22 protein-coding genes are annotated in these 25,265 nt (G+C 43.8%); 12 read left to right on the plus strand and 10 right to left on the minus strand.

Annotated elements, in window-relative coordinates:
• Positions 1-17 precede the first annotated feature (17 nt).
• From JO154_RS11570 to tssD, 4 genes are read left to right on the plus strand one after another with little or no spacing between them, the layout of a single operon-like run.
• Complete coding sequence (locus JO154_RS11570; RefSeq protein WP_291945485.1) at positions 18-851, plus strand: TssN family type VI secretion system protein; 834 nt, start codon at positions 18-20, stop codon at positions 849-851.
• Entirely contained in the window at positions 839-2,002 is a 1,164-nt protein-coding gene (locus JO154_RS11575) for a hypothetical protein (protein WP_291945488.1), read from the plus strand. The genes JO154_RS11570 and JO154_RS11575 overlap by 13 nt, the downstream gene beginning before the upstream one ends.
• Positions 2,003-2,014: 12 nt before the next feature.
• Positions 2,015-2,542: a type VI secretion system TssO gene (tssO, locus tag JO154_RS11580; RefSeq protein ID WP_291945490.1), complete on the plus strand. Its 528-nt coding sequence runs from the start codon at positions 2,015-2,017 to the stop codon at positions 2,540-2,542.
• Positions 2,543-2,574: 32 nt separating this feature from the next.
• Complete coding sequence (gene tssD / locus JO154_RS11585; protein WP_291945493.1) at positions 2,575-2,961, plus strand: type VI secretion system tube protein TssD; 387 nt, start codon at positions 2,575-2,577, stop codon at positions 2,959-2,961.
• Between the two features lie 259 nt (positions 2,962-3,220).
• Here tssD and JO154_RS11590 read toward each other — a convergent pair whose 3' ends face one another.
• The 3 genes from JO154_RS11590 to JO154_RS11600 are packed head-to-tail and all read right to left on the minus strand — an operon-like array spanning position 3,221 to position 6,305.
• The gene (locus tag JO154_RS11590; protein WP_291945497.1) at positions 3,221-3,979 is read right to left on the minus strand and encodes an MBL fold metallo-hydrolase; all 759 of its coding nucleotides are present in this window, start codon (positions 3,977-3,979) and stop codon (positions 3,221-3,223) included.
• Between the two features lie 5 nt (positions 3,980-3,984).
• On the minus strand, positions 3,985-4,941 hold the full coding sequence (gene coaA / locus JO154_RS11595) for a type I pantothenate kinase (protein ID WP_291945500.1): 957 nt from the start codon (positions 4,939-4,941) through the stop codon (positions 3,985-3,987).
• An 11-nt stretch (positions 4,942-4,952) separates the two neighbouring features.
• Positions 4,953-6,305 carry an NAD-dependent succinate-semialdehyde dehydrogenase gene (locus JO154_RS11600; protein WP_291945503.1) on the minus strand — a complete coding sequence of 451 codons (1,353 nt, stop codon included), beginning with the start codon at positions 6,303-6,305 and terminating at the stop codon, positions 4,953-4,955.
• 120 nt (positions 6,306-6,425) lie between these two features.
• Here JO154_RS11600 and JO154_RS11605 point away from each other — a divergent pair, with 120 nt between their 5' ends.
• Positions 6,426-7,598: an MFS transporter gene (locus tag JO154_RS11605; protein WP_291945506.1), complete on the plus strand. Its 1,173-nt coding sequence runs from the start codon at positions 6,426-6,428 to the stop codon at positions 7,596-7,598.
• Between the two features lie 114 nt (positions 7,599-7,712).
• Here the strand turns inward: JO154_RS11605 and pyk are convergent, their stop codons facing one another.
• Together pyk and pfkA are read right to left on the minus strand one after the other, a co-directional pair.
• Positions 7,713-9,200 (minus strand): pyruvate kinase, encoded by a 1,488-nt coding sequence (gene pyk / locus JO154_RS11610; RefSeq protein ID WP_291945509.1) that lies wholly within the window; start codon positions 9,198-9,200, stop codon positions 7,713-7,715.
• Positions 9,201-9,212: 12 nt separating this feature from the next.
• Entirely contained in the window at positions 9,213-10,193 is a 981-nt protein-coding gene (gene pfkA / locus JO154_RS11615) for a 6-phosphofructokinase (protein ID WP_291945512.1), read from the minus strand.
• Positions 10,194-10,330: 137 nt separating this feature from the next.
• Between pfkA and JO154_RS11620 the strand changes: the two genes are divergently transcribed.
• Both JO154_RS11620 and JO154_RS11625 read left to right on the plus strand, forming a co-directional pair.
• Positions 10,331-12,457 (plus strand): prolyl oligopeptidase family serine peptidase, encoded by a 2,127-nt coding sequence (locus JO154_RS11620; RefSeq protein WP_291945515.1) that lies wholly within the window; start codon positions 10,331-10,333, stop codon positions 12,455-12,457.
• A gap of 108 nt (positions 12,458-12,565) precedes the next feature.
• The gene (locus tag JO154_RS11625) at positions 12,566-13,465 is read left to right on the plus strand and encodes an SDR family oxidoreductase (protein WP_291945517.1); all 900 of its coding nucleotides are present in this window, start codon (positions 12,566-12,568) and stop codon (positions 13,463-13,465) included.
• Between the two features lie 16 nt (positions 13,466-13,481).
• On the opposite strand, the gene JO154_RS11630 is transcribed toward JO154_RS11625, so the two are convergent.
• The 3 genes from JO154_RS11630 to JO154_RS11640 form a co-directional block, all read right to left on the minus strand.
• The gene (locus JO154_RS11630; protein WP_291945520.1) at positions 13,482-14,441 is read right to left on the minus strand and encodes a hypothetical protein; all 960 of its coding nucleotides are present in this window, start codon (positions 14,439-14,441) and stop codon (positions 13,482-13,484) included.
• An 85-nt stretch (positions 14,442-14,526) separates the two neighbouring features.
• Positions 14,527-16,191 (minus strand): TonB-dependent receptor, encoded by a 1,665-nt coding sequence (locus JO154_RS11635; protein ID WP_291945523.1) that lies wholly within the window; start codon positions 16,189-16,191, stop codon positions 14,527-14,529.
• Positions 16,192-16,236: 45 nt separating this feature from the next.
• Positions 16,237-19,311, minus strand: a complete 3,075-nt coding sequence (locus tag JO154_RS11640) for a tetratricopeptide repeat protein (RefSeq protein ID WP_291945526.1) — start codon at positions 19,309-19,311, stop codon at positions 16,237-16,239.
• 277 nt (positions 19,312-19,588) lie between these two features.
• Here JO154_RS11640 and JO154_RS11645 point away from each other — a divergent pair, with 277 nt between their 5' ends.
• The 4 genes from JO154_RS11645 (at position 19,589) to JO154_RS11660 (ending at position 23,090) form a co-directional block, all read left to right on the plus strand.
• Entirely contained in the window at positions 19,589-19,993 is a 405-nt protein-coding gene (locus JO154_RS11645) for a DoxX family protein (protein WP_291945530.1), read from the plus strand.
• An 18-nt stretch (positions 19,994-20,011) separates the two neighbouring features.
• Positions 20,012-20,422: a thioesterase family protein gene (locus JO154_RS11650; protein WP_199073961.1), complete on the plus strand. Its 411-nt coding sequence runs from the start codon at positions 20,012-20,014 to the stop codon at positions 20,420-20,422.
• Positions 20,423-20,434: 12 nt separating this feature from the next.
• Positions 20,435-21,703: a CinA family nicotinamide mononucleotide deamidase-related protein gene (locus JO154_RS11655; protein ID WP_291945537.1), complete on the plus strand. Its 1,269-nt coding sequence runs from the start codon at positions 20,435-20,437 to the stop codon at positions 21,701-21,703.
• A gap of 61 nt (positions 21,704-21,764) precedes the next feature.
• Positions 21,765-23,090 carry a dihydrolipoamide acetyltransferase family protein gene (locus JO154_RS11660; RefSeq protein WP_291945539.1) on the plus strand — a complete coding sequence of 442 codons (1,326 nt, stop codon included), beginning with the start codon at positions 21,765-21,767 and terminating at the stop codon, positions 23,088-23,090.
• Between the two features lie 251 nt (positions 23,091-23,341).
• Here the strand turns inward: JO154_RS11660 and JO154_RS11665 are convergent, their stop codons facing one another.
• Entirely contained in the window at positions 23,342-23,671 is a 330-nt protein-coding gene (locus JO154_RS11665; RefSeq protein ID WP_111592184.1) for an RNA-binding protein, read from the minus strand.
• Between the two features lie 250 nt (positions 23,672-23,921).
• Between JO154_RS11665 and JO154_RS11670 the strand changes: the two genes are divergently transcribed.
• The gene (locus JO154_RS11670; RefSeq protein ID WP_291945547.1) at positions 23,922-24,632 is read left to right on the plus strand and encodes a hypothetical protein; all 711 of its coding nucleotides are present in this window, start codon (positions 23,922-23,924) and stop codon (positions 24,630-24,632) included.
• Here the strand turns inward: JO154_RS11670 and JO154_RS11675 are convergent, their stop codons facing one another.
• Positions 24,633-25,265 (minus strand): DUF4230 domain-containing protein, encoded by a 633-nt coding sequence (locus tag JO154_RS11675; protein WP_291945550.1) that lies wholly within the window; start codon positions 25,263-25,265, stop codon positions 24,633-24,635. It lies immediately after the preceding gene.

Here is a 25,265-nt window from a genome sequence, read left to right on the forward strand (position 1 = left end):
CCAGAATCATATCTAAAATGACTTATTTACTTATTGCTCTTGCAATATTAATATTTATTGGCGCCTGGTTGATACGCAGCGCATGGAAATATGAGCATAAACAATCGCTGTTGGTGGCCCTGTTGATCATACTGCCTTTGCTGGTTGGTGGATATATGATGCCAACGTTTATGGGGGCATCATCCTGGGAGGGAGTATTTGCACTTGGAGGAACTGCTTCCTTTTTAAGCGGTATTGTAGCGGTGGTTTGTGGGCACTATGGTAGGTGGAATATGAAAATGAAAGTCCTCCATTGTGTTTGTATGCTGTTGTTTGGAGTTAATATCATTTTATGCACTCACTACTTGTATGTGGATACTCGGTGGCCTCCAATACCTATTGGCTACGGGCTACTTGATTTTTTAATCCCTGTTAGTTTCTGGGAGTTGTGGGAGGTACTTAGCTTTATCCCCGCTGTCTTATATGATGATTGGTGTTATCCGGTTGAGGAAGGGTATGAGGAAATTGCAGAAAACGATATGAGAGATTTATTGGTGATCGCGCTGAAGCTAAGAAAAAATGCCAGTAGTGGATTATCTGGATTTCGGGCTAGGGCGCCACGTCATGTGACTTGGGGTGTTTTCTTTTATCATTTTATCAATGATTATAATGCCCGTCATCCGGAGCATCAGATTGATATTTTCGACGAAGATAGGCAAGGCTATAGATGGAGATGTTATCGCGTGCGTAAATGTTGGTGGCCGAGCGTGATAGATCCGAATTTACCAATATATAGTAGCGGCATTCGAGAAAACAGCATTATTCTTTGTGAAAGAATTCACCAGTTAAAAATTGAAACATGCGACCAATAATCAATTATCCAATGGTGAACTGGGTAGATGGGATGAAAGTACGCCAGGAGGATTTTACCACCATGGAAAATGCAATACTAGCGCGAATCCATCGAACGGCAGCGTCTATTCTAAATGAGCATAACTATGGGTTGTTGGATGTTAGTGCATTGCCTAAAAGAATCTTGCATCTACAAATTACCCCAGAGCGCCATTGTTGTGTGTTGCATTTGCACGCCTGTCAGGCGATTACAGCGGAGGGTATCCTGATACAACTACCAGTAGTAACTGCAGCGGGCATTATTATCTCTGGTAATATATCTACTAACTGGGCAGTACCGAAGCAAGATGGTGTTTGGTATGTAATGGCTAACATAGACTGTTATCAACGGATTCCCGCTGGAGAGCCAGTTTTGGAAGAGCTTCCATCTCGAACGAAGTATATGATAGACCGCCTCCTGCTCTCCGTGGTAGCTGTGCATGAATTGCCGGCTGATGGTCTGTTGCCTGGGCAACTGCCTGTGGGGCGAATTATAGTAAAGAATCATGTACCGGAAGTAGATCAAAGTTATATTCCGCCTTGTACCTGTGTGGGGGCATACCCTTTGTTATTGGCTGCTGGGGAAGAAATTATTGTATTGTTAAGACAAATACACTGTAGTTGTCAGGAAATAATAGAAAAGATTTATTCCAGGAATCAGCAGCAAGAGCTAGCGATAATCGTTTTATACCTGGCGGAGCATGTTGGGCAGGTAATCAATTTTTCGCTTCCATTTTGTCAAGAGAAAGTTGGAAGGGAACTACCGTTTCGCCTGTTTGCTTTGGCAAAAGCTATAGGTGGAATGTGGGCGTCAGCGCTAGAGCAACGAGCATCTGGTAACAAAGAGGAGGTACTACAATATTTCGCTGAATGGGCTGGGGTGAATGCTGGAGAGATTGAAACTAAATGTTATGAGTTGATCGTAGCGGTCTATAATCATCTGGATATTCAGTTGGCATTCCATAGCGCTTTGAGCTTTCTAAGAATCGTGCAAAGGGTCTTATCCGTCATCGCAAAACTAGAGTATATAGGTAAAAAGCCTGAAGGGAATATTTTTGTAAAAGAAGAAAGTGTAGGGCTGCCACAGTCATCGCCAGGTATACGTAAATCTAAATGGTCCTTTTCGGAATAAATTAGCGTTATTATGGAACCGATAAATAATCATGCAAGACGGAAAGGGTTTGCATTATTTCTATTGATGTATACGGTCACAACAGGGTTGTTGATACTTGGTGTGTTCTTTCATTACCAAGTGCCAATTGTGGAAAATATTATGCTGCGGCGTGAATTAATTTATCATGGCAGCAGGATGGAGCAACAACAGCAGTTCGGTGAAGCTTTAGGGAAAGTCAGGCAGCAACTGGCAATTGTCAATGATCCAGGGCAAAACAGTGGATATGTTGATCAGATAATTGCCACCATGCTGGCCGGAATGCGTAATCGTATTACGCCACAAGCATCTGGTTTTACTTTTTATGACGATATCATGCAATGTTGTCTTTCTCTGCAACAAAGTAAACAACAATTGAGAGAATGTAGAGATGCCCAGCAAACTATCATGGCATTGAAAATGGAAGTGGTTCAACTGCAACAGCAACTGGATGGCAAGTCCAGGGAGTTAGAGAATTGCCGTTTATTAATGATGACCAACCATGCACAAACAACCCCGTGATTATTATTTGTTAACCTTTAAAATCAGAATGTATGTCATTTAAATCAATTCTTATGGTAAATGGTGAGCAGTACAATGTACAGCATGTGAGTTATGAATTACATCAGGAAACGGATGCTACTGGAAGGCCTTCTGCCATTACAAGAGGAGGGCGTATTGAAATGACCGTCGAATCCACTGGTAAAACCGATCTTTTTGAGTGGATGGTGAATAACTTTGAGCGGAAAGATGGCACCATTACATTTTTCAAAAGGGATACGGATGCCAAGCTAAAATCATTAGAATTTAAAGAAGGGTATCTGGTTAAGTTCGAAGAGGTATTCGATTATGCAGATAAACATCCTATGACCATTACGTTTACGATTTCTGCTAGGGAAATGAGTATGGGCAATGCTAGTCATATCAATGAGTGGGTATAGCAAGGAGGAGGTTAAAAGTGGCTTTATCAATCCATTGTTTATGTTGTACTGAATACATTGCAATTAATCATGAGGATAGGCCGTAGATTGAATGCAATTTAAACGAGGATATTTTTGTTTCGAAAAAGGAATGCTGTGGAACGGGGGATAGCGTTAAAGAAAGGAGGTAATATTGTTTGGGTTAAACACCATTTACGCCGCCTACATCGCAGCGTAAATGGTAGAGGGGATGGTAATGGAAGAATTAGGGAGATGCGGATTAATTTAGCATAATCCAGTCTCCCGGATCGGGGATGTTACATTCTTTGGAAGCCACTGCTACGGCTACTGCCAGGTCTTCCCTGGTGAGGGTGCAGTGATTGATGGACTCCATATGGACTGCAATAACATTTGTATGAGCAGGGTGATTAATCACCTCCAATACATCTGCTGCTGTCATAGTAATGGGATCTCCCTGGAGGAATCTTGCAGCACCCGCATTCACCACAGTATATTCTGGTTTGAAACGGTCCAGGGTTTCTTTTACCTCATTGCACCAGATAGTATCTCCAGCGATGTATAATCGATGTTCACCATCGGTGATGACGAAGCCGGAAACAGGTGCCATTAGTTTACCGATTTCGCCGGTACCGTGTTGGCCACCAGTGCGATGAATGGTAAAATGATTCCAGGTAATACTGTCTTGAACGGGAATAACATTGATGAATCCCGCTTCACTGATTTTCTGCACGTCTTCTGGCTGGCAAATAATCGTGGTCGTTTTTGGAAGCATCTGTTGTGCCGCAACGTCCCAATGGTCTCGATGCGTATGGGTCAGCAAAACCGCATCGATATCTTGCACCATAGTTTGAACAGCAATATCGCTGAGGGTAAGATCTACAGTGGGATTACGGATAGTGTTGGCTGTGTTGGGGACAGGGTCCATACTTCCTTTGGATCCCAGCATGGGATCGACGAGGATTTTCTTGTTGTTCCATTCCAGTAGGAATGTTGCATTTCTTAAATACAGTAATTGCATGTCGATCAGGTTTTCCTGAGTTTGATGGATTGAACAAAATGGTTACTACCTTTCTCCAGTATCAGGCCTGCACGGTAGCGTGTAGGTGCAATATTCTGCTCCAGATTGGGTTTGTTGATATCGTCCCAAATCTGGGTGGCGAGTTCCACAGTGGCGCCATCGGACAGTCCTGCATATCTGTGAAAGAATGAATCCGGGTTTTGAAATGCTGTCTGACGCAAGGATTCAAATCGCGCGATATACCATTTACGGATATCTTTTTCAGCAGCGTCAACATATATGGAAAAATCGAAAAAGTCAGATACGAAAACGGCAGGATCTTTTTGTTGCTGGCGAGGACGTACTTGTAATACGTTCACACCTTCGACAATGATAATGTCCGGTTGTTCTATCCATTGTAATTGTCCTGGAAGAACATCATATTCTAGGTGGGAATATAATGGTGCGGCTACACGTTCTTTGCCTGATTTGACATCTGCCAGAAAGTGAATGAGGCGTTTGATATCATAACTTTCAGGGAATCCCTTACGGTTCATGATATTGTTTTGTTCCAAGATTTTGTTGGGATAGAGGAATCCGTCTGTTGTAACGAGGTCTACTCTGGGATGATTTGGCCAGGCCTGTAATAATCGTTGTAATACTCTGGCAGTGGTGCTTTTACCTACCGCAACACTACCTGCAATTCCAATGATATAAGGTACTTTCAGTTGTTGACTACCGAGGAAATTGCTGGTGGCTTTATGTAATTGCTGGGATGCAGTTACGTAGAGGTTTAATAAATGGGCCAGGGGAAGATATACTTGTGTAATCTCTTCCTGTGTAAGTGGCTCATTCATACCATGCAATTGTTCCAGGTCGTAGTCTGCCAGTTGTAGCCTGGCATCACCGCTCCTTTCTGCCCATTCTTTACGGGAGAAGGTGATATAGGGAGTATAGCGGTCGCGTTTCAGAGATGTGGTCATGTTCTAAAAGCCTAATGTATGTAAACGGTCTTAACGTTTAGAAATTCGTGTGTTCCTTCCAGTGATAATTCCCGACCATAACCGGATTGTTTAACTCCTCCGAATGGCAGTCGGGCATCTGAACGAACCATAGCATTGATAAATACATTGCCGCTTTCAATCTGGCGGGCCAGTCGGGCTGCTTTTTCCAGGTCTTTGGTCCATAACGCGGAACCCAGTCCGAAATCCGTTTCGTTGGCAAGTGCTATCGCTGCTTCTTCACCAGTTGCTTCTACGATTATGCCCAATGGGCCGAAGGTTTCTTCCCGGAAGGCAGTCATATTTGCAGTGACACCAGTCAGCAGTGTAGGGGCAAAGTTACATCCTTCATAGGTGCCACCCAATACTAAGTGTGCGCCTTGGGAAATACTCTCTTTCAGTTGTCTACCCAGATCGGCTGCAAGATCCGGTCTGGCCATAGGTCCCATATTAGTGCTTTCCAGCATGGGATCTCCCTGTTTCATTGCCTGGAGAATTTCCGCTACGGCCTCTGTAAACGCTGCCACTGCTGGTTTCTCAACAATCCAGCGTTTGGCGGCAATACAAGACTGGCCGGCATTCTGCATACGACCCTGCACAGCTACTTTGGCGGCTTCTTTAATATCGGCATCTTTCAAAACGATAAAAGGATCGCTGCCTCCAAGCTCCAGGACTGTCTTTTTGATGTATTTCCCTGCCAGTGCCGCCACACTTTTCCCGGCAGGCGTACTGCCAGTGAGCGTAACACCCTGTACACGCGGATCTGCGATAATGGGTTCTATATGTTTGGACGACAACAACACTGTCTGGAACGTACCAATAGGGAACCCCGATGCTGTAAAGAGCTGTTCTATGGCCAGGGCACATCCGCTCACGTTACTGGCATGCTTTAATAATCCTGCATTTCCTGCCAATATATTAGGAATAGCGAATCGAAAAACTTGCCAGTAGGGGAAATTCCAGGGCATAATGGCCAGAATGATCCCTTTAGGCTCATAAGATACGTAACTTTTTGAGGCATCGGATGATATCATCCGTGGTTGGAGGATCTGTTCTATATTTTCGACATAGTAATCAATGGTGGTGGCGCATTTCTGCACTTCCGCGGTGGCTTCCCGGAGGGTTTTCCCCATTTCCCGGGAAATAATGGTAGCATGCTCCTTTACATTATCGCGCATGGATTTGGCTATCTGTGCCATCCACTGCCGGCGCTGGTCCAGGGGGATTTTAAGCATATCCCGAAAAGCCTTTTCGCCCTGTAGCAATTTGGCTTCAATTTCATTTTCGTTGTGTTCCTTATACTCTGCTATTAATTCCTGTGTGTAAGGATAGATACTTTTGAACATAACTATCTGCTTTTAACGGTGAGCAATTAACTATTACAAATTTACCGTTTCCAGGGCAATGAAATCGTTCTGGCGGTTTTATGCTTTCAACTATCTTTGCAAAGCAAAAAATTGGAATATATGGCGCTTAGCAAATGGAATATAGCTGTAATGGCACTCTGTACAGGTTTGATTGTAGCAAATATATACTACAGCCAGCCTTTACTGGTGTTGATGAGTCAAGAATTCGGGGTTACGGATTCTAATGCAGGACAGGTAACCTTTTTCACACAGGTGGGATATGCCCTTGGATTGCTGTTTTGTGTGCCTTTAGGGGATATGCTGGAAAAGAAGAAGCAAATAATAGGTATGACACTCGCCTCCTCAGTGGCCCTGGTGGCTTCTGCGATGTCTACTAATATCACTATGCTGAAAGTAACCGGTCTAATGATTGGTTTTACTTCTGTAGTACCACAACTGATACTCCCGCTGGCGGCTACATTAAGTAGTGATAATAATCGGGGAAAAGTAATCGGAATGGTGATGAGTGGCTTATTGGTTGGGATTTTGTTGTCAAGGACGCTAAGTGGTATTATTGGCCATAATTTTGGCTGGAGAGGCATGTTTTGGATTGCTGCTGCCATCAGTGGCTTATTGGCACTGGTGATGACAGTTTCCTTTCCGCAAAGTGCTCCTACTTTTAAAGGGTCATATAGTGATCTGATGAAATCATTGATCACCCTTGTTAAAGAACAGCCGATATTAAGAGAGGCCTCTGCCATTAATGCTTGCACCTTTGCGATGTTTGGGCTATTCTGGACAACGGTGGTTTTCCTGTTATCGGAAGCCCCCTTCTTTTTTCAGAGTGACAAAATTGGGCTAATGGGATTGGCGGCGGCTGCAGGAGCCCTCGGAGCTCCTTTGGTAGGACGTGTAGCAGATAAGAAAAATCCCCGTATAGCAGTTGGATATGGCATTGTTTTCCTGTTTGCAGGTTACCTGCTCTTCTTCCTGTTTAAGACGGATATCATAGGTATTATAGTAGGAATTATCGCCATAGATCTGGGTCTGCAGGCAATCCACGTATCCAACCAGACAAGAGTATACGCATTAATTCCCTCCGCCAGAAACCGCCTCAATACCGTATTTATGACCACTAGTTTTATCGGTACCTCTCTTGGGTCCGGTATCGGGCTATGGGTATGGTCTGTGGGCAAGTGGACAGGTGTCTGCGTAGCTGGTACTGCCCTCATCACTACGGCGCTGATCATTTACCTATTGACACTGCCCAAATTGGCTGTCAGTAAAGCGTAATGGCAATTAGAGGTTTTATAGGTTGACATTTCAGGTGGGCCACTACCCTAGGATATTAAATAAAAAAGCCCGGTTGAACTCAACCGGGCTTTGTATTTCAAATAATGTAGATTACTATTCTACTCTGGTGATTTTCAGTGTGTTAGTAGCCAAATGCAGTTTCACTGGCGTACTACCTGTATTTACCACAACATCACCTGGTTTGATGAAACCTCTTTCTTTCAAGATGTTGATCTGATCGAAAACGATATCATCCAGGCTTTCTTCCTCTTCGTAGAAGAAGGCACGTACGCCCCAGCTCAGGCTCAACTGATTTACCAGGGTTCTTTCTTTGGTAAATACATACAACGGAGAGCGTGGACGGTAGGAGCTCAACATAAAGCCGGTGTAACCGCTTTGGGTCATACCAATCAGTGCGTCGGCATCCAGATCTTCAGCGATTTTACATGCATTATAGCAAAGTGCATCACTGAGGAAGGTAGGAGAGTGACGGTGAGGAATCAGGTTACGATTGTAAATGATCGCCTCTTTTTCCACTTCCTGGATAATTTTATTCATTGTCTGAATAACCAGTACTGGGAATTGACCAGTAGCGGTTTCGCCGGAGAGCATCACTGCATCGGCACCTTCCAGTACGGCATTCGCAACGTCGGTGATTTCGGAACGGTTAGGACGGGTACGGTCCATCATGCTCTCCATCATCTGTGTAGCCACGATCACAGGTTTTGCGCGGTGGATACATTTGCGGATAATATCTTTCTGGATCATCGGGATTTGTTCCACTGGCAGTTCAACGCCGAGGTCACCGCGGGCGATCATTACGCCATCGCTTTCCCAGATAATTTCTTTCAGGTTTTGAATCGCTTCAGGTTTCTCAATTTTAGAGATCACCTTGATTTTAGAGTTGCGTGCTTCCAGACGTTTGCGTAGATCGATCAGGTCTTTTACGCTTCTTACGAAGGAAAGCGCAACCCAATCACATTGATGGTCAATGATGAATTCCAGGTCAATGATATCTTTTTCAGTCAGAGCTGGCAGGGAAACTTTCGTATCAGGCAGGTTAAATCCTTTTTTGGAGGACAGTACGCCCGGGAGGGTTACTTCTGCTTTGATTTCGCCTGCAGGAGTGATTTCTCTAACAACAGTTTCAATTTTACCATCGTCCAGAAGAATTTTCTGGCCGGGTCTGAGATCTTTATACAGGTCAGGGTAGGAAACATAAATTTTTTCCATGTTACCCACTACTTTCTCGTTGATGAAAGTGAGGATATCGCCGGCTTTCAGCGGGAGTGCATTATTCTCGATTTCGCCTACACGCAGTTTAGGGCCTTGCAGATCGGCCAGGATGGCCACATTGTAAGGTTCTGTTTTATTGATCTGACGGATGTATTCAATAATCCGCAGTTTGTCTTCATGCGAGCCATGAGAGAAGTTTAAACGGAAAACATTCACACCTGCTCTAACTAACTCCAACAACTTGTCATAGGTATCACTAGCTGGACCAACGGTAGCCACAATTTTAGTTTTGTGGGAAGAATGTTCTCTACCTGCAGCATTGTCCATCTGCTTGTGATAGTATTTGGAAAGGTCCTTTGTACTCATAAGTCTTATTTTTTAACTCGCAAGAATTTTAACAATCTTAAACCATTCTGGGTCAATTTCCTGTTTGGCTTTCACCGCTCTATCAAGCGGAGTATACTGAATTCTGTCATTCACTACTCCGATCATTACGTTGTGAATACCTTCGCGGAGTGCTTCAACAGCGGCATATCCCAATCTGCTGGCCAGGATACGATCCTGACAGGTAGGGGATCCGCCACGTTGGATATGACCAAGGATGGCCACTCTGGTGTCCAATTGAGGACAGGCTTCTTTAATTCTGCGGGCTACTTCGTTGGCGCCTCCGGTTTCATCTCCTTCTGCCACCACAATAAGGTTAACGAGCTTTTTACGACGTTCGTTGGCCTGCAGTTCTTCAATAATTTCGTTTACTTCTGTTTTGCGTTCTGGCATTAACACATGCTCTGCACCTGTAGAGATGCCACTGTGTAATGCAATGTAACCGGCATCCCGGCCCATAACTTCAATGACAAATAGTCGGTCGTGTGCGTCAGCAGTATCCCTGATTTTGTCGATCGCCTCCACCGCAGTATTGACGGCTGTGTCAAAACCAATAGTGAAATCGGTGCCCGCAATGTCCTTGTCAATAGTACCAGGCAAGCCTATACAAGGAATGTCAAATTCCTGGCTGAATTTCTGCGCACCATTAAATGAACCGTCTCCACCTATTACGACCAGTCCATCAATGTTGTGCTTCTTCAGATTCTCATAAGCCTTTTTTCGCCCTTCATATTCATAGAACTCTTTGCACCGGGCGGTCTTTAGGATGGTGCCTCCGCGCTGAATAATATTGGCCACTGACTTGGACTCCATATTGAAAATGTCATTAGTCAACATTCCCCTGTAGCCGTACATCACGCCATATACATTCAGCTGATGATAAATGCCCGTTCTTACTACTGCACGAACCGCGGCGTTCATGCCAGGAGCATCTCCTCCTGAGGTAAGGACTGCAATGTTGTTCAACTTTTTCATATAAATTGCTAAAAAAATATCTTAAGGGCGCACAAAAATAACATTTTGGAATTGTTTTCTAATTGTTATTTCATGAAATAACCTAAATTTTTAATTTTCATCAAACAAAGTAGCATAATTATTTAAAAATTATAGGCATGTTTAAAAAAACTAATAAGACCTTGCTGATTATGAGTATGACTATATTGACGGGACAGGCCATGGCACAGCATCACAGCGGTATCAAATATCCTGAAACAAAAAAAATCGATGTAACAGATGATTATCACGGAACCAAAATTGCTGACCCATACCGTTGGTTGGAAGATGATAATTCGCCAGAAACAAAAGCTTGGGTGGAAGCTCAGAACAAGGTTACACAGGACTATCTCTCCAAAATCTCCTTCAGAAATGATGTGAAAATAAGATTAGAAGAACTCCTTAATTATCCCAAGACATCTGCCCCTTTCAAAAAAGGGAAATATTACTATTTCTACAAAAATGATGGTCTCCAGAACCAATCTGTACTCTATCGTTCCACCACACCAGGAGGAACCGCAGAAGTTTTCATAGATCCCAATAAGCTGAATGCTGCTGGTACCACCGCTCTGGGTACCATCTCCTTCTCAAAGGACGGAAAATATGCTGCCTACCTGATTGCTAAAGCAGGTTCCGATTGGCAAGAGGGGTATGTGATGGATGTAGCTTCCAAACAACTGCTCTCTGATAAACTGGACTGGATTAAGTTCAGCGGCATCTCCTGGAAAGGCGATGGTTTCTATTATAGTCGCTATGATAAGCCAGATGAAGCCAACAAATTATCCCGGAAAAATGAATTTCATAAAGTATACTTCCATAAAATGGGAGATACGCAGGAAAAAGATCAATTGATTTTCCAGGATAAAGAACATCCGCTGAGAAATGCTAATGTAAGCGTAACGGAAGATGAACGCTTCCTCATTCTCCACCTGTCTGAAGGTACCTCCGGCGCAGAAGTGCGGGTATGGGATCTGAAAAACCCTGCTCAGAAAGACTTTTCAGTCCTGGTACCTGGCTTTAAATATGAACCAGCAGTTATTGATAATAATGGTGATAAATTATTGGTACGTACCAATCATCATGCACCTAATTATAAAATCGTAGAAATCGATCCGAAACATCCGGAGGAAAGCAATTGGAAAACAATTGTGGCGGAAACACCGGAAGCCCTGCAAAATGTAGGTACCGGTGGCGGTAAGCTCTTCCTCAGTTACTTGAAGGACGCGTCTTCCTATATCGTTCAATATGATTATAATGGTAAGAACATGAAACCGGTGAAACTGCCCGGTATTGGTTCTGCTAATGGATTCGGAGCGGAAAAAGAAGAAAAAGCATTTTATTATACCTATTCTTCTTACGTAACGCCGGCAACAGTATATAAATATGATATCGCTACGGGGAAGTCTACACTCTTTAATAAAGCAGAAGTAAAATTCAATCCAGATGAATATGAAACCAAACAAGTTTTCTTCACCAGTAAGGATGGCACAAAAGTGCCTATGTTCCTTTCCGGTAAGAAAGGTTTCAAACTGGATGGCAATAATCCGGTATTGATTTATGGTTATGGTGGATTCAATATACCACAGACGCCATCTTTCAGTGTATCCAATCTCTATTTTATGGAACAGGGAGGCCTATACGCTGTAGTATGTTTACGTGGCGGAAGTGAATATGGAGAAGCTTGGCATGAAGCAGGTATGATGGAGAAAAAACAAAATGTGTTTGACGACTTCATCGGTGCCGCTGAATACCTGGTTAAAGAAAAATATACGAATCCTGCTAGAATAGCCATCCGTGGTGGTTCTAATGGCGGTTTGCTGGTGGGTGCATGCATGACGCAGCGTCCTGATCTCTTTAAAGTAGCACTTCCTGCAGTAGGCGTAATGGATATGCTTCGTTTCCAGAAGTTCACTATTGGTTGGGCTTGGGCTACTGAATATGGCAGCAGCGATAATGCAGAACAGTTTCAGTACCTAATAAAATATTCACCGCTTCATAACCTGAAACCTGGTGTATCTTATCCGGCAACGATGGTTTCTACTGCCGATCATGACGACCGTGTAGTACCTGCACACTCTTTCAAATTTGCAGCTACACTGCAGGCCGACAATGCAGGTGCTAATCCTGTATTGATCCGCATTGATACACAGGCTGGTCATGGCGCTGGTAAACCTACTTCTAAAGTAATTGATGAAGCAGCAGATATTTGGTCATTTACCATGTATAACCTGGGAATGAGGAAGTAATATCTTATACCATATAAATGAAAAACGACTGCTCATGGCAGTCGTTTTTCATTTAGCTAATAGCGGAAAAATTTTAGTATCTTTAGAAATAGCGTATGATTAAGGCTTATGAACGTACTAATAACAGGCAGTAACGGATTATTGGGTCAGCATTTGATCCCTCTTTTTCTCCAGGATAAAAAGTATAATGTAATAGCTACCGGAAGAGGCCCCAACCGTATTCCCCAGCGCGAAAATTACATTTATGAGGCAGCCAATCTCCGCACTCCTGGAGCGGCGGCTAATCTCATTGATAAATATAAACCGGAAATCATCATCCATTGCGCCGCGATGACGCAAGTGGATGAATGCGAAAAAAATAAAGATGCTTGCTGGGATATGAACGTGGGCGTTACCCGTTACCTGGTACAGGCGGCTGAAAAAGTCAATGCTTATTTCCTGTTTGTTTCTACTGACTTTGTATTTGATGGTCTTAGCGGTCCTTATACAGAAGAGGATCTCGTAAATCCTATCAATTACTACGGAACCAGTAAAGTAGCTGCTGAAAGGCTTGTCCATAACAGCAAGCTTCCCTGGGCTATCATCAGAACGGTATTGGTATATGGCGTGGTGGCGGATGCGCAACGTAGCAATATGATCACCTGGGTGAAAAACAATCTGCAACAGCAGAAGAAAATCAAGGTGGTAGATGATCAGCTCCGTACGCCTACACTTTGCCAGGATCTGGCTACAGGCTGCAAATTGATCGTAGATAAGAAGGCTACCGGCGTATTCAATATTTCTGGTAATGAAACGCTGTCTCCTTACGATATGGCTATTAAAACAGCTAACTATTTCAACCTGGATACTAACCTCATTGAAAAAATCAGCTCTAAGAGTCTTTCTCAGCCGGCTGCCCGCCCTGCCAAAACAGGTCTGGTAACAGAAAAGGCGGAAAAAGAACTCGGCTACAATCCCCATACCTTCGCAGAAGGGCTGGAAATTGTAGCCGGTGAAATTAACAGGTAGCCGTACCCGTTATATATTATGGTCTTTCCAGGAATGCCTGGTTACCAAAGTCTTTTCTTACTTTTTTAATGGCTTCAGCAGTATCTGCATCATTGATCTTTACTGCCAGTCTGTATTTACCATCTTTATAATACATCATTACCTCTCTGCCCCAGTTTTTTTGACGGAGCTGCTTTTTGGCAGCATCTGAACTATCTTTTGTCGTATAGTAAACCGCTACATAGTGCAGTGTATCCGTTACCGTTGGTGCAGGTGTTACAGCAGCGGTACTATCGACTGGAGCTACGTGTGCAGTGGTGTCTGATGGTGGAGTGGTTGTAGTATCAGGTTTTGCAATGGGCAACACAGGCGTCTCTTTAATAACTTCCTGTTGAGCCGGTTTGGATTGATAGGTGATATACCACCAAGCAGCCACGCCCCCGAGGATCACCACAATGGGTATTACCGCCCACCACCATTTGAAACCGCTTTCTTCCTCTATAGCTTCCAAGGTATTTTCCACCTGTTCCGTCATAATTGGTTCAATGGGTTCAGGAGGTGTAGCAACGGGTGCAGCCGGAGCTTCTGCTGGTTGCTGCTCGCGAATAGGGTGGAGGTCAAGGGATTCTTGTGAAACTGGCAGTTTTATGGCAAAAAAGTGAATATTTCCTGCGAAATCTCCTTGTAAAGTGCCGATTCCAGGCAATTCCATGGGCTTACCTGTGCGAAGTTCCTCCTTCATTTCTTCCAGGTATTTATCCAATTTGCGTTGGGCTACTGAAGGTACAAGGTTCTCCTTAAGGGCAATCCATTCCAGGCAGGAACCATCATCTTGATAGGTCTGACTGAATAGTACTTGATCCCAAGGTGGAGTCAGGGTTTGCGTGTTAACATTATATTGGGCAGGGAAATGCTGTAAGGTAAAGGTGCCTAACTGGGGAATCACACAAACACGCTGTCTGAATAGGACTTCCTGAATATATTGCTGTAAAATCATAGTGATTCTTACTGATTACTATTGACAGAAATGGGGAGATATTGTTACATATCTCCCCACAATCTCTTAATTACCAATATGTAATTTAGAACTTAAATAGCAACCCACCAACTATATTAAAGCCATAGGATGGGTATAGGTAATAGCGCTGGTACTGAGAATTGAAGATATTATTCGCATTCAGCCAGAGACCAAAATTCTTGGTAATATCAAATGAAGCGCCCAAATTCATATCCCAAGCACCTTTGGTTTTACCAAAGTCCACTTTATTTGGATTCATGTAATAAGCGCCGCTCATGGCAAACAGTTCTGCATTGAGGTGCAGTTTTTTCATCAACAGGTAAGTGGCAGAGAGGTTACCCTGGAATGCTGGCAAGGCCCATGGTTTAATCTGACTTTCCTGTTTGTTATAGTTAAACCAGTCGAACGCCACTCTTGCCTGAAACTTCTCTTCTTGAATATAACCTACTTCCGCATGCAGTTGGAAGGCACGCATTTCTGCTTCGTTCAAGGTAATGAAACGGCTGGAGTTCAGCGTGTCATTAACGAACAGTGGCAGATTGTACCAGGTTACGCTGGCGAATTTGGTGTTATAGTTGAAATGACTGCCCAGCGTACCTTTGATACCGGTATATTTTTCTTCTACGCGGGTATTCTGCATATTATCCATTGCTCCCAAGAAATATGGGTTGCGGTTGATCAAATTGCGGTAGCTATTTTTTTCAATGTAAGAAATCCATCCACTGCTCAGAATCAGCTTTTTGCGGATCAGGTGTGTTTCGTTCACGATGTCTGGCAGCAAGTAGAATTTGCTGATACCTGGTGTGTTGCTCCAGGTAGGGTTTACGCCAGCATGGAGTACGAAGCCAGGATATACGATGTCTACAGCAGGATGAATGGCCACCACATTGTTACTGATGGACGGCTTGTTATCTTCTTTGAAAGTAGAGAGGTCGAATACGCCTTCTGCTTTCAGGAAGATGTTTTCAAAAATCTGTTTGCGAATCGGCACATTCAACTGGAATGAGCTTTCATTACGTTTGTAGTTATCGTTGAAGTAAATGAACTTCACTTTCGGTTGGAAGCTGAAAGCCCAATCATTGCCAGGCAGGTTTCTTCCAGAAGCCGTTGCGGTAATCTGGTTGAAATGCTGTGCGATACTACTTTTCTCAACAGGAGCGAGGTTGTGATCATAACCATAGTAGTGTACGGTATTACGATCGTAGGCGAGACTGCCGTTCAGTTGGAATTTATTCAGTAAATAACTACCGGCGGCGAGTGTATTCAAGGTGCTATAGTCCTGGTTTTCTATCTTCCCTTTGGAGGAGGTATAGTTGACAAACAGGCCATAGTTATAATTTTCATGTCTGCCGCTACCAAAACCAGCCTGTACATATGGCGTACTCAGATTACCATAGCCCAGTTTGACAAAATTGTTTTGGAGCAGATCCAAGGAATCTTTTCCCAATGCCAGTGGTTTGAGCGGAGCGGCCTGATATCCGAAACTGAGGTTCAGGGAAGGTACTTCGTACTTCAGGGAAGGACGGGTAGTATCAACGCCTGGCAAAGATGCTGTCAGGTTCAGTTTGGCGGCATCGCGCAAACGGGGCTGATAGGTGGAAATAATATCGATAGTTTCCTGTTTCAGGGAGTCTTTCGCTTGGGCCGTAGCTTGTTGTACGGCTGCTGCTGAGAGTCCCATTGCAGCTAATAAGAAAAATCCTTTGTGATATATGTTCTGAATGTTCATGCTGTCATTTGCTTAAAATCCGTTGCCGGATGCTGATACGAAATATTATTTCTTCTTCTTACCGGCAGCTTTTTCGTCTGCTTCCGCTTTCGCCAGTTTATCCTTTGCTTCCTGTTTCAGCTCTGGAATTGTACTATTGGCGGCAATACTCTGATAAGTGGCTTTCGCATTGAAATAATCCTGTTGTTTGGAATAAACATCTCCCAGCAAGATATATGCTTTGGCCACCCAGTATTCGTAGGAAGCGGTGTTTTTGATGACATCAAATCCGGCTTTCTCTGCAGCATCCAGCTCATTCTGCTGGTAGTAAGAATCGGCAATATCATAGCGGGCTTCTGCACCGATTTCAGATTTGGTGAGACCCGTTACTGTCTTGAACTCAGTGATCGCTGCTGCGTATTGGGCTTTTTGTTTAAGCCCTTTAGCATGATAGAAGTGACCGAGGATCTGGTCGTCAGTACTATTGTTGCTACCAGCGAGTAGCATTTCAGAGTAGTTGGTCACATCGTCCCAACGTTTCAGCATATAGTTGCTGCGCAGCAGTCCGCGAGTGGCAGCCATGCTGTTTTCCTTGCTGGTGGCCAGGTCTTGCAGTTGCAGATAGTAGTTTCTTGCCTTCTCGTAATTTTTTACTTGGTAGTAATTAATATTGGCAGCCTGGAGAGCAGAGCGTTCTGCATACAGACTGTTATTACGAGATAATACAAACTCATATGCTGGAAGTGCCGTCGTATAGTCTTTATTGTTATAGCTACATTCTGCTTTATAGAAGTTGGCCGGCAGGATAAACTGTCCGTCAGGATATTTGCGGATGTAGTTGTTGAATGCGACAATCGCGCCTGCGCAGTCATTGTTGGTAAAGCGACTTTCAGCAGTAGCGTATGTGAGTGAATCTTCAGCGGAAGCACTTACCGTTTTTCCATTGGCTTTCAGGAAGGCCAGATAATCATCCGTCTTCCCCTGACCAACATATATAGAACGGATACTTTGCAGTGCCTCATTACTTTCTGGGGAACCCGGGAATTTTTCCACCACCTGGCGATAATAGCCCAGCGCTTTGGATTCATTATCCTTGTTATAGTAGCAAAGACCCAGTTTCAACAAGGCTCTTGGAGCATTGGCGCCATTCGGCTGTTTTTGCAGCACATTTTCCAGGTAAGGAATGGCCTCATTGAATTTTTCGGCGGACAGATAAGTATTGGCAATCTCCATATCTGTTTCGTTACCGAAATTACTGTTCGGGAACTTATTACCCAGTTGTTTCAGCAATGCAAGCTTTTCGGTTTGCTTACCCTGTAAACCCAGGATGATACTTTTCTGATAGGTGGCGTAATCGGCTCCTGGATCATTATTGCTGATTGCTCGGTCATATAATGCCAGCGCTTTCGGAAACTGACGCATCATATAATAGCAATCGGCACTACGGAGGAGGGCATCATTGCCGATACGCTGTGCATTTGGACCACTTGCTTTCTGAGCAGTTTCAAACCAAGGTAATGCTTCACTGAAGCGATCTTGTTTGAGCAGACTGTAACCCAGGTTATAGCTGGCAGTTTGGGCATTCGCCTCGCCAGACAGCACGGCGGTATTGCTCAGGTAAGTATTCAGATTCGAGATAGCAGCTTCTGTTTTATTCTGACGAAGGGCAATTTCTCCTTTCCAGAAGTAAGCCAGTTGTTTGATCTGCTGGTCATAAGGATTTTTGATAGCGATATCCAAAAGGCGATCCGCTTCCGCCAATTGACCATCATTGATTAGTTGTGTGGCGCGGCCATAGGCAACTTTCTGGTATGCCTTCAATACAGTCTGGTTTTTATCAGGAATCATTTCGATGGTAGCCAGACCTTCCTTATAGTTATTGGAATTCATAAAGAGGTTCACCATGATTTCACGGGCCTCTTTATTATAAGTAGAATTCGGATAGGTTTTTACAAACTGGGTCAATTCGCCGAGTGCGGCATCAGGATATCCCAGTTCATAGGAAAGTTTACCGTAGTTGAATCGGGAAATTTCCTGTTGTTGTGCATTAGAGCTATTGTTGGCACAGAAGGCGAAAGCGTTGCGGGCATTCGTTTTCTGGCCGGTGCGCAAGTAGCAATCGCCCAGTAGGTACATAGAGTTCTGTCCCAGGGAATCTTTTGCGCTACTCAGTTGTTTGAATCCGCTAATAGCTTTTTGGAGATTGCCAGTCTGGTAGTAGGAATAAGACAACTGGTAAATGTCTTCATTCCTTACATCGTCAGAATTATCCTGGAATTCCTGGAGATAAGGCAATGCTTTTTTGTAGTCCTTTTTCTCGAAGTAGGCTTTACCGAGCAGTTGTTTCAGTTCTGCTTCATAGTATTGGCCGCCTTGCTTCACCAATGGTTCGCCGTAGGCTATCAGTTGGTCTGTTTTACCTTGGAAGTAATAGATTTCAGCGATATAGTAAGGTACTACATTGCTGTACTTAGGCTCCTTCACCACGCGTTGGAAGCTGGTCAGGGCTTCGTTGTACTGGTGGTTGTTGTAAGCAATGAAGCCATAATAGTAGTTTGCCGGGAGATAATATTTACCCTGGATTTCCTTTATTGAAGCAAAAAGCGGTTGGGCCTTTTTGAATTCTTTTACATTGAAATAGCAGTACGCCAGTTCAAACTTGGCATCGGCAATTTCATCGTTGGAGAGATTGTCGATACTGGCCTTTTCATAGTATGGAATGGCCTCTTTGAGTTTATTGGCGTGGAAGTAGTATTTCGCCAACTGGTAGCTGATAAGCTGTTCGCGGGCGTTATTGTTGAAGTTTTGGAGATATTCCAGCGCAAGTTTTTCCGCATTGGCTTGTTGCAGTTTCAGTGCGCAAGCGGTGTAATAGTAATACGCATCTGATTTGACAAGATCGCGGTTGGTTTCATGCCAGTAATCGATATTGTCGATAGTTTGCTTGAAGAGCTGCATGGATACTGCATATTTCCCGTGTTGGAAATATTGCTGCGCATCTTTGAAAGCTTTCTCCGGATCTGTATAAATGCGGGTTTGCTGGGCCTGTGCTGCAGGGATGCCTGCTACACTGGCGCCTGCAAAGGCGATTAGGGATAAGTACAGATGTCCGGGAACAAAAATTTTTCTTATGACCTGCATGTTTGCTTGTTATCTTGAATATGCGATTAAAACGAATACCCAGCAGAAATATTTTTCAGCCGGGCGATTATTGCTGTTACATGATCCTCTATTACGCAGTTCTGTGTTGGGCTGCAGGATATTGTAGCCATGACAGAACGGTTAGAAGCAAATATATATGTTATATCCATTCTTTTTTGAACGTGTTCTTAACAATGTGGATAACTCCGTATAGCCGGCATGGGCCATTACGTTATCTTGTGAGAAAGAATTCTTATTAGCAAAAACCTTACCTACTATGCGAAAACTTTTTTCTGCCGGCTTTACGAATGGTGCTGTTCATCTCTCGATGCTTGTGCTGCGACTGGTTTTTGGGGGATTGATATTGTTGCATGGCTGGCCAAAATTGATTCATTTTGATGCCAAAAAAAATTCATTTCCGGATCCATTGCATGTGGGGCATACCCTTTCGCTGGGTATCACCATCTTTGCTGAAGTGGCCTGTGCCATCTTCCTAATGCTGGGATTACTGACCCGTATAGCGAGCGTACCGCTTATTATATGCATGGCAGTCATTATTTTTGTGATTCATGCAAATGAACCAATTGACAAGATAGAATTACCGATTATGTACTTGGCAGCCTTTTGTACCATCCTATTTATAGGACCTGGTAAGGTTTCCATAGATAATCTGATTGCCTGATAAAAAACAGAATGGACCATGTTTATTAGTACAACCACCATACGGGTGAGATATGGAGAAACAGACCAGATGGGGTATCTTTATTACGGAAATTATGGCCTTTACTACGAAGTAGGCAGAGCAGAAGCCATCCGGGAACTGGGATTTACTTATAGAGAGCTAGAAGAACAAGGGGTTATGATGCCTGTGGCTGAATTGAATGTGAAATACTTCAGACCTGCTTTTTATGATAATCTCATCACGGTTAAGACTATACTGAAAGAACTGCCTAAAAGTTCAAAAATCCAGTTTCACAGCGAATTGTACAATGAAAAAGGGGAATTACTCAATGTAGGCGTGACCACATTGGTATTTGTAGATGTGAAGACACGACAAAAATCTGGTCTTCCGCAGGTACTGAAAGAACGCCTCGAACCATTTTTCAATTAAAAACAACACAAAGTGGAAAAAATCACTGTCAGCATCATTACCATCGGGGATGAACTGCTCATCGGTCAAACCATCGACACCAATTCCGCCTGGATGGCGCAACAGCTCAATGGTATGGGGATTTGGGTACATCGTCGTGTAGCCATTGGCGATATACGGGAAGATATTCTCTCCACCCTGGAGGAGGAAGCTGCCCTGTCGGATGTGGTGCTCATTACAGGCGGACTCGGCCCCACTGCGGATGACATCACCAAACCTACACTCTCTGAATATTTCCAGAGCCGGTTGGTGCAGGATCGTGAAACCCTCCAGCGGGTACTCTATATGTTCGAGAGCAGAGGCTTGCCTATCCTCCAGCGAAATGTAGATCAGTCCCTGGTACCAGAAGCGGCCACTGTGATTCCAAATGAGCGGGGAACTGCTCCTGGCATGTGGTTCGAAAAAGATGGAAAGATCTATGTTTCCATGCCTGGTGTGCCCCATGAAATGAAAGGAATCATGGAAAACTATGTGCTCCCACGCCTGGAAACACATTTCCGGACGCCGGCAGTAGTACATCATACCTTGGTTACTTCTGGGATGGGAGAGTCTTTCGTTGCTGAACGACTCGTAGATTTCGAAGCGAAATTACCTCCTCATATCAAGTTGGCTTATCTACCTAGCTATAGTTTGTTGAAACTGCGCCTGACCGCTCATGGTAGGGACAAACTCAGTACTGCTACAGAATTATCATTGTATTTCACGGAGTTAAAGGAACGACTGTTGGATATCGTGGTAACAGATCAGGATATTTCTATTGGCGAAGTGTTGGGGCGTTTGCTACTACAGCGGAATAAAACGGTAGGTGCCGCGGAAAGTTGTACTGGTGGCCTTATTGGTAGCTGGATTACAGCTATTTCTGGGAGCAGTTCTTATTTCAAAGGGGGCGCTATTACTTACTCCAACGATATGAAAGTGAAGATGCTAGGGGTAAGAAAGGAAACCCTGGCCATTTATGGAGCAGTTAGTGAGGAAACCGTCAGGGAAATGTTGACAGGGGCACTGCATATGCTAGATGTGGATTACGCCATGGCGGTTTCCGGCATTATGGGCCCTACTGGCGGCAGTGAGGAAAAACCTGTTGGAACTGTCTGGATAGCAGTAGGTTCCCGCGAAAAAACAGTAACGATCAAATATACTTTGCGGTACGACCGGGAGAGAAATACTCAGATGGCGGCCGTATATGCAATGAATGAATTGAGGAAGCTTATTTTAGAGCTGGAGCCGGAAGGCCTGAATTGATCTAATTCCCTTATTTTTGTTCCGCACTAAATTAAGCTCAAATCAAGCTAAAATCAATCTTATGGCTATTGTAGAACTGGTAATGCCGAAAATGGGGGAGAGCATCATGGAAGCTACCATCCTGCGTTGGCATAAAAAGCCGGGAGATCACGTAAAAGTGGACGAAACCGTGCTGGAAATTGCTACCGACAAGGTGGACAGCGAAGTTCCTTCTATTGCAGAAGGAGAAATTGCTGAGATCCTGTTTTCTGAAAACGATGTAGTTCCAGTTGGAACTGTGATCGCCCGCATTAATACCAATGCCGAAGCCGGCGCTGATACGGCTCCTGCTGCCCCTGTAACTACTGAACCGAAATTTACGGCTGCATCTGTCCCTATGGCGGCTGTACCAGCCGAAGCTGCTCCGGCGCCTGCCGCTGGAGGTACCCGTTTTTATTCCCCGTTGGTACTCACTATTGCCCAACAGGAAGGTGTTAGCTTCGCTGAACTGGAGAAAATCCATGGCAGCGGCACTGAAGGAAGGGTTACTAAAAAGGATATCCTGCAATATGTTACCAACCGTAAGGAAGGTAAAGTACCTGCGGAAGTGATCACTTCTGCTGCTCCAGCGCCTGCCGCTGCTGCCGCTCAACGCCCAGCAGCTACCCCTGCTACCGTGGTTTCCCCTACCTACAGCGGTAATGTGGAAATCATCGAAATGGATCGTATGCGCAAACTGATTGCTAACCACATGGTGATGAGCAAACAGGTGAGCCCGCATGTAACCAGCTTTGCAGAAGCAGATGTTACCAATATGGTGAAATGGCGCGATCGCATGAAAGGTGAATTCGAGAAGAGAGAAGGGGAGAAACTGACCTTTACACCACTCTTCATCGAGGCCATCGTGAAATGTATCAAACGTTTCCCGCTGATCAACTGCTCTCTGGATGGAGACAAGATCATTATCAAGAAAGATATCAACGTGGGTATGGCTACTGCACTGCCATCTGGTAACCTGATCGTTCCGGTAATTAAATATGCAGACCAGTTGAACCTGGTGGGTATTACCAAACAGGTAAATGGCCTTGCCAACGCCGCACGTAATAATAAACTGAAACCTGAAGATACCCAGAACGGTACTTTCACCCTGACAAACGTGGGTACTTTCGGTAGCCTGATGGGTACGCCTATCATCAACCAGCCGCAAGTAGCCATCCTGGCGGTAGGTGCTATCAAAAAGCGTCCGGTGGTGATTGAAACTGAACAAGGCGATAGCATTGCCATCAGACATATGATGTACCTGTCTATGTCTTACGATCACCGTATCGTAGATGGTTCCCTGGGCGCTACTTTCCTGACTGCTGTAGCACAGGAACTGGAGAATTTCGATCCGAAAAGAGGTATTTAATAGTCATAATATTTGAAGTTGTATTAAAAAGGGATTTGACGCGACGTCAAATCCCTTTTTAATTTCTTTCGTCGTTCCTGCCCACTGGGGAGGAACGACAGGCAGGAAAATTTTACAAAAAATGGCCATCGAAAGATGGCCATTTTTTAATACAATTAAATTGATAATCAATGCTTTATTGCATTAAAAAAAGGGAAGCCAATTTGGCCTCCCTTTAATTTTTTTAACAGCTTTACCGAGAAAAAAATGACTTAGTAGCGTCCACCGCGGTCGCCACGAGGACCACCATATCCTCCGCCACCACGATTGTTTCCACCACCTCTGAAATTATTGTTCGGTTGTTTTGGTCTTGCTTCGTTTACGGTAATTTGTTTGCCGTCAATCTCACTGCCATTCAAACTTTCCATAGCCTTAGCTCCTTCTTCCTGATTAGGCATTTCCACGAAACCGAAACCGCGTGAGCGACCAGTTTCATGGTCCTTGATGATCTTAGCGGAGGTAACCTCTCCAAATTCGCTGAAAATCTGATGAAGATCTTCATCGTTCAACCTGTAATGAAGGTTGGCTACGTAAATGTTCATGTTAACTGAATTAAAAAAATGAAAAATAATATACTGAAGATATGAAAATTAAGCTAATAAAAAAGGAGGCAACCTAAAATATTCCCCTTTTTTATGATTTTTTATAGAAACTAATTGCCCAGAACCCCTCCCAGCTTCACTTTACATGTAATAAAAAAATATTTTCAAATCCCACCAACTATGAATTTTGTGAAATTTTTGCCAGTTTTTCTTCGTAAATTAATAGCAGAATCCATTAAATTATTTTGTTATGGGAGCCTTGAGCGAAACATGGTTTGCGGATGGCTACATAGACTTCGAACTAAAGAAATATACGCTACTCGCATACCTACAAGATATCAACCGATACTTCAACCAGCATAAACTGTATCCGCAGTTGGCGGACATCATCTTTCACTACAATAACCTAGTGGCCTTCCGTGATAATAAGCAGTTTCTACAGCAAAGTTTTCCTAAAAAACTCTCTGCTGTCAACCTGGAGAAATTGCAATTGCTCTATGAACAGATCATAGCAGATGATGAATTAATGAAGGAACTAGAAGAAATCATCGATTTTGCCATGAAAAAAATGAATGGCACTATTAAGGAAGGAACAGAACTGTACGAGTTTGTAGAAGGCCGGTTGAATATTTCACCGGTAGGACTGGTACCACTGGAAACTACCGAAGGTTACATGCTGCTGATTGATGGCAGGTACCGGGAAACGCTCGTTTACAATTACCGGCTGACCATTTTTGAAAGACATGATGAGAAATTTCGCGGCATACATATGCATTACATGGACTCCTACGAGAAAGACTTGATGCATACCTGCGAATACATTAAAGGTCAACTGATACGCCAATACCAACAATTGCCTAATCCAGCAGTTTATTGCGTGGAAACTAAGTTAGTATTGCCGATCAATGAAACATTGTTGCCAGTGGCGAAAAGGAGTCTTGTAAAGTTTATCGCAGCTTAGTTATTGCAACTTAGTATTATTGACTACATGTACGGTATCCCCGTCGAACCGCACTTCCAGCGTATGGTCTTTCAGGAAGGGAGTATAGTATTCCCGCATGATGGCAATAATCTTGTTTTTGGAACGCTGTATATATGCAGGACTATTTTCCAGTTGTGCACGGGAAGTCTGGTATAATTTCTTTTGTACGGCAGTATAAGTTTCATCGTCTTGGAAGAGGAACAAACCTTTACGGTTGGCCGTTTCCATTTGATCTACCTTTAGTTCGTAGCTAAGTAATTTGGGAGACGGAAGCTCCACGACGATATGTTTCTGCGCAATGCTTACCTTAAAATTTTTCTCGTTGATATCTACGCCGTATTTTGCTTCATACGGAATCGTTACCCACACTGTATTTTCTAGGAATGCTTTTTTGAGATTATCCGTCCAGTCGCTGCCACCTTCTTCTAGGTTACTGCGTTTAATACTGGCACTGCCTTGAACATCCAGACTGGAAAGCTCCGCAATCTCTTTTACAATAGTGCTATTGGAGATGATTTGCTGACTCGTGTTCTTACTGCCAAAAAAGCGGCCCATCCAGAACATCAGCGCAGCAACTACAACAAATACAACTATGTAAATAATCTTCTTCAT

Source organism: Chitinophaga sp. (genome assembly GCF_019236475.1).
Lineage (GTDB): Bacteria > Bacteroidota > Bacteroidia > Chitinophagales > Chitinophagaceae > Chitinophaga.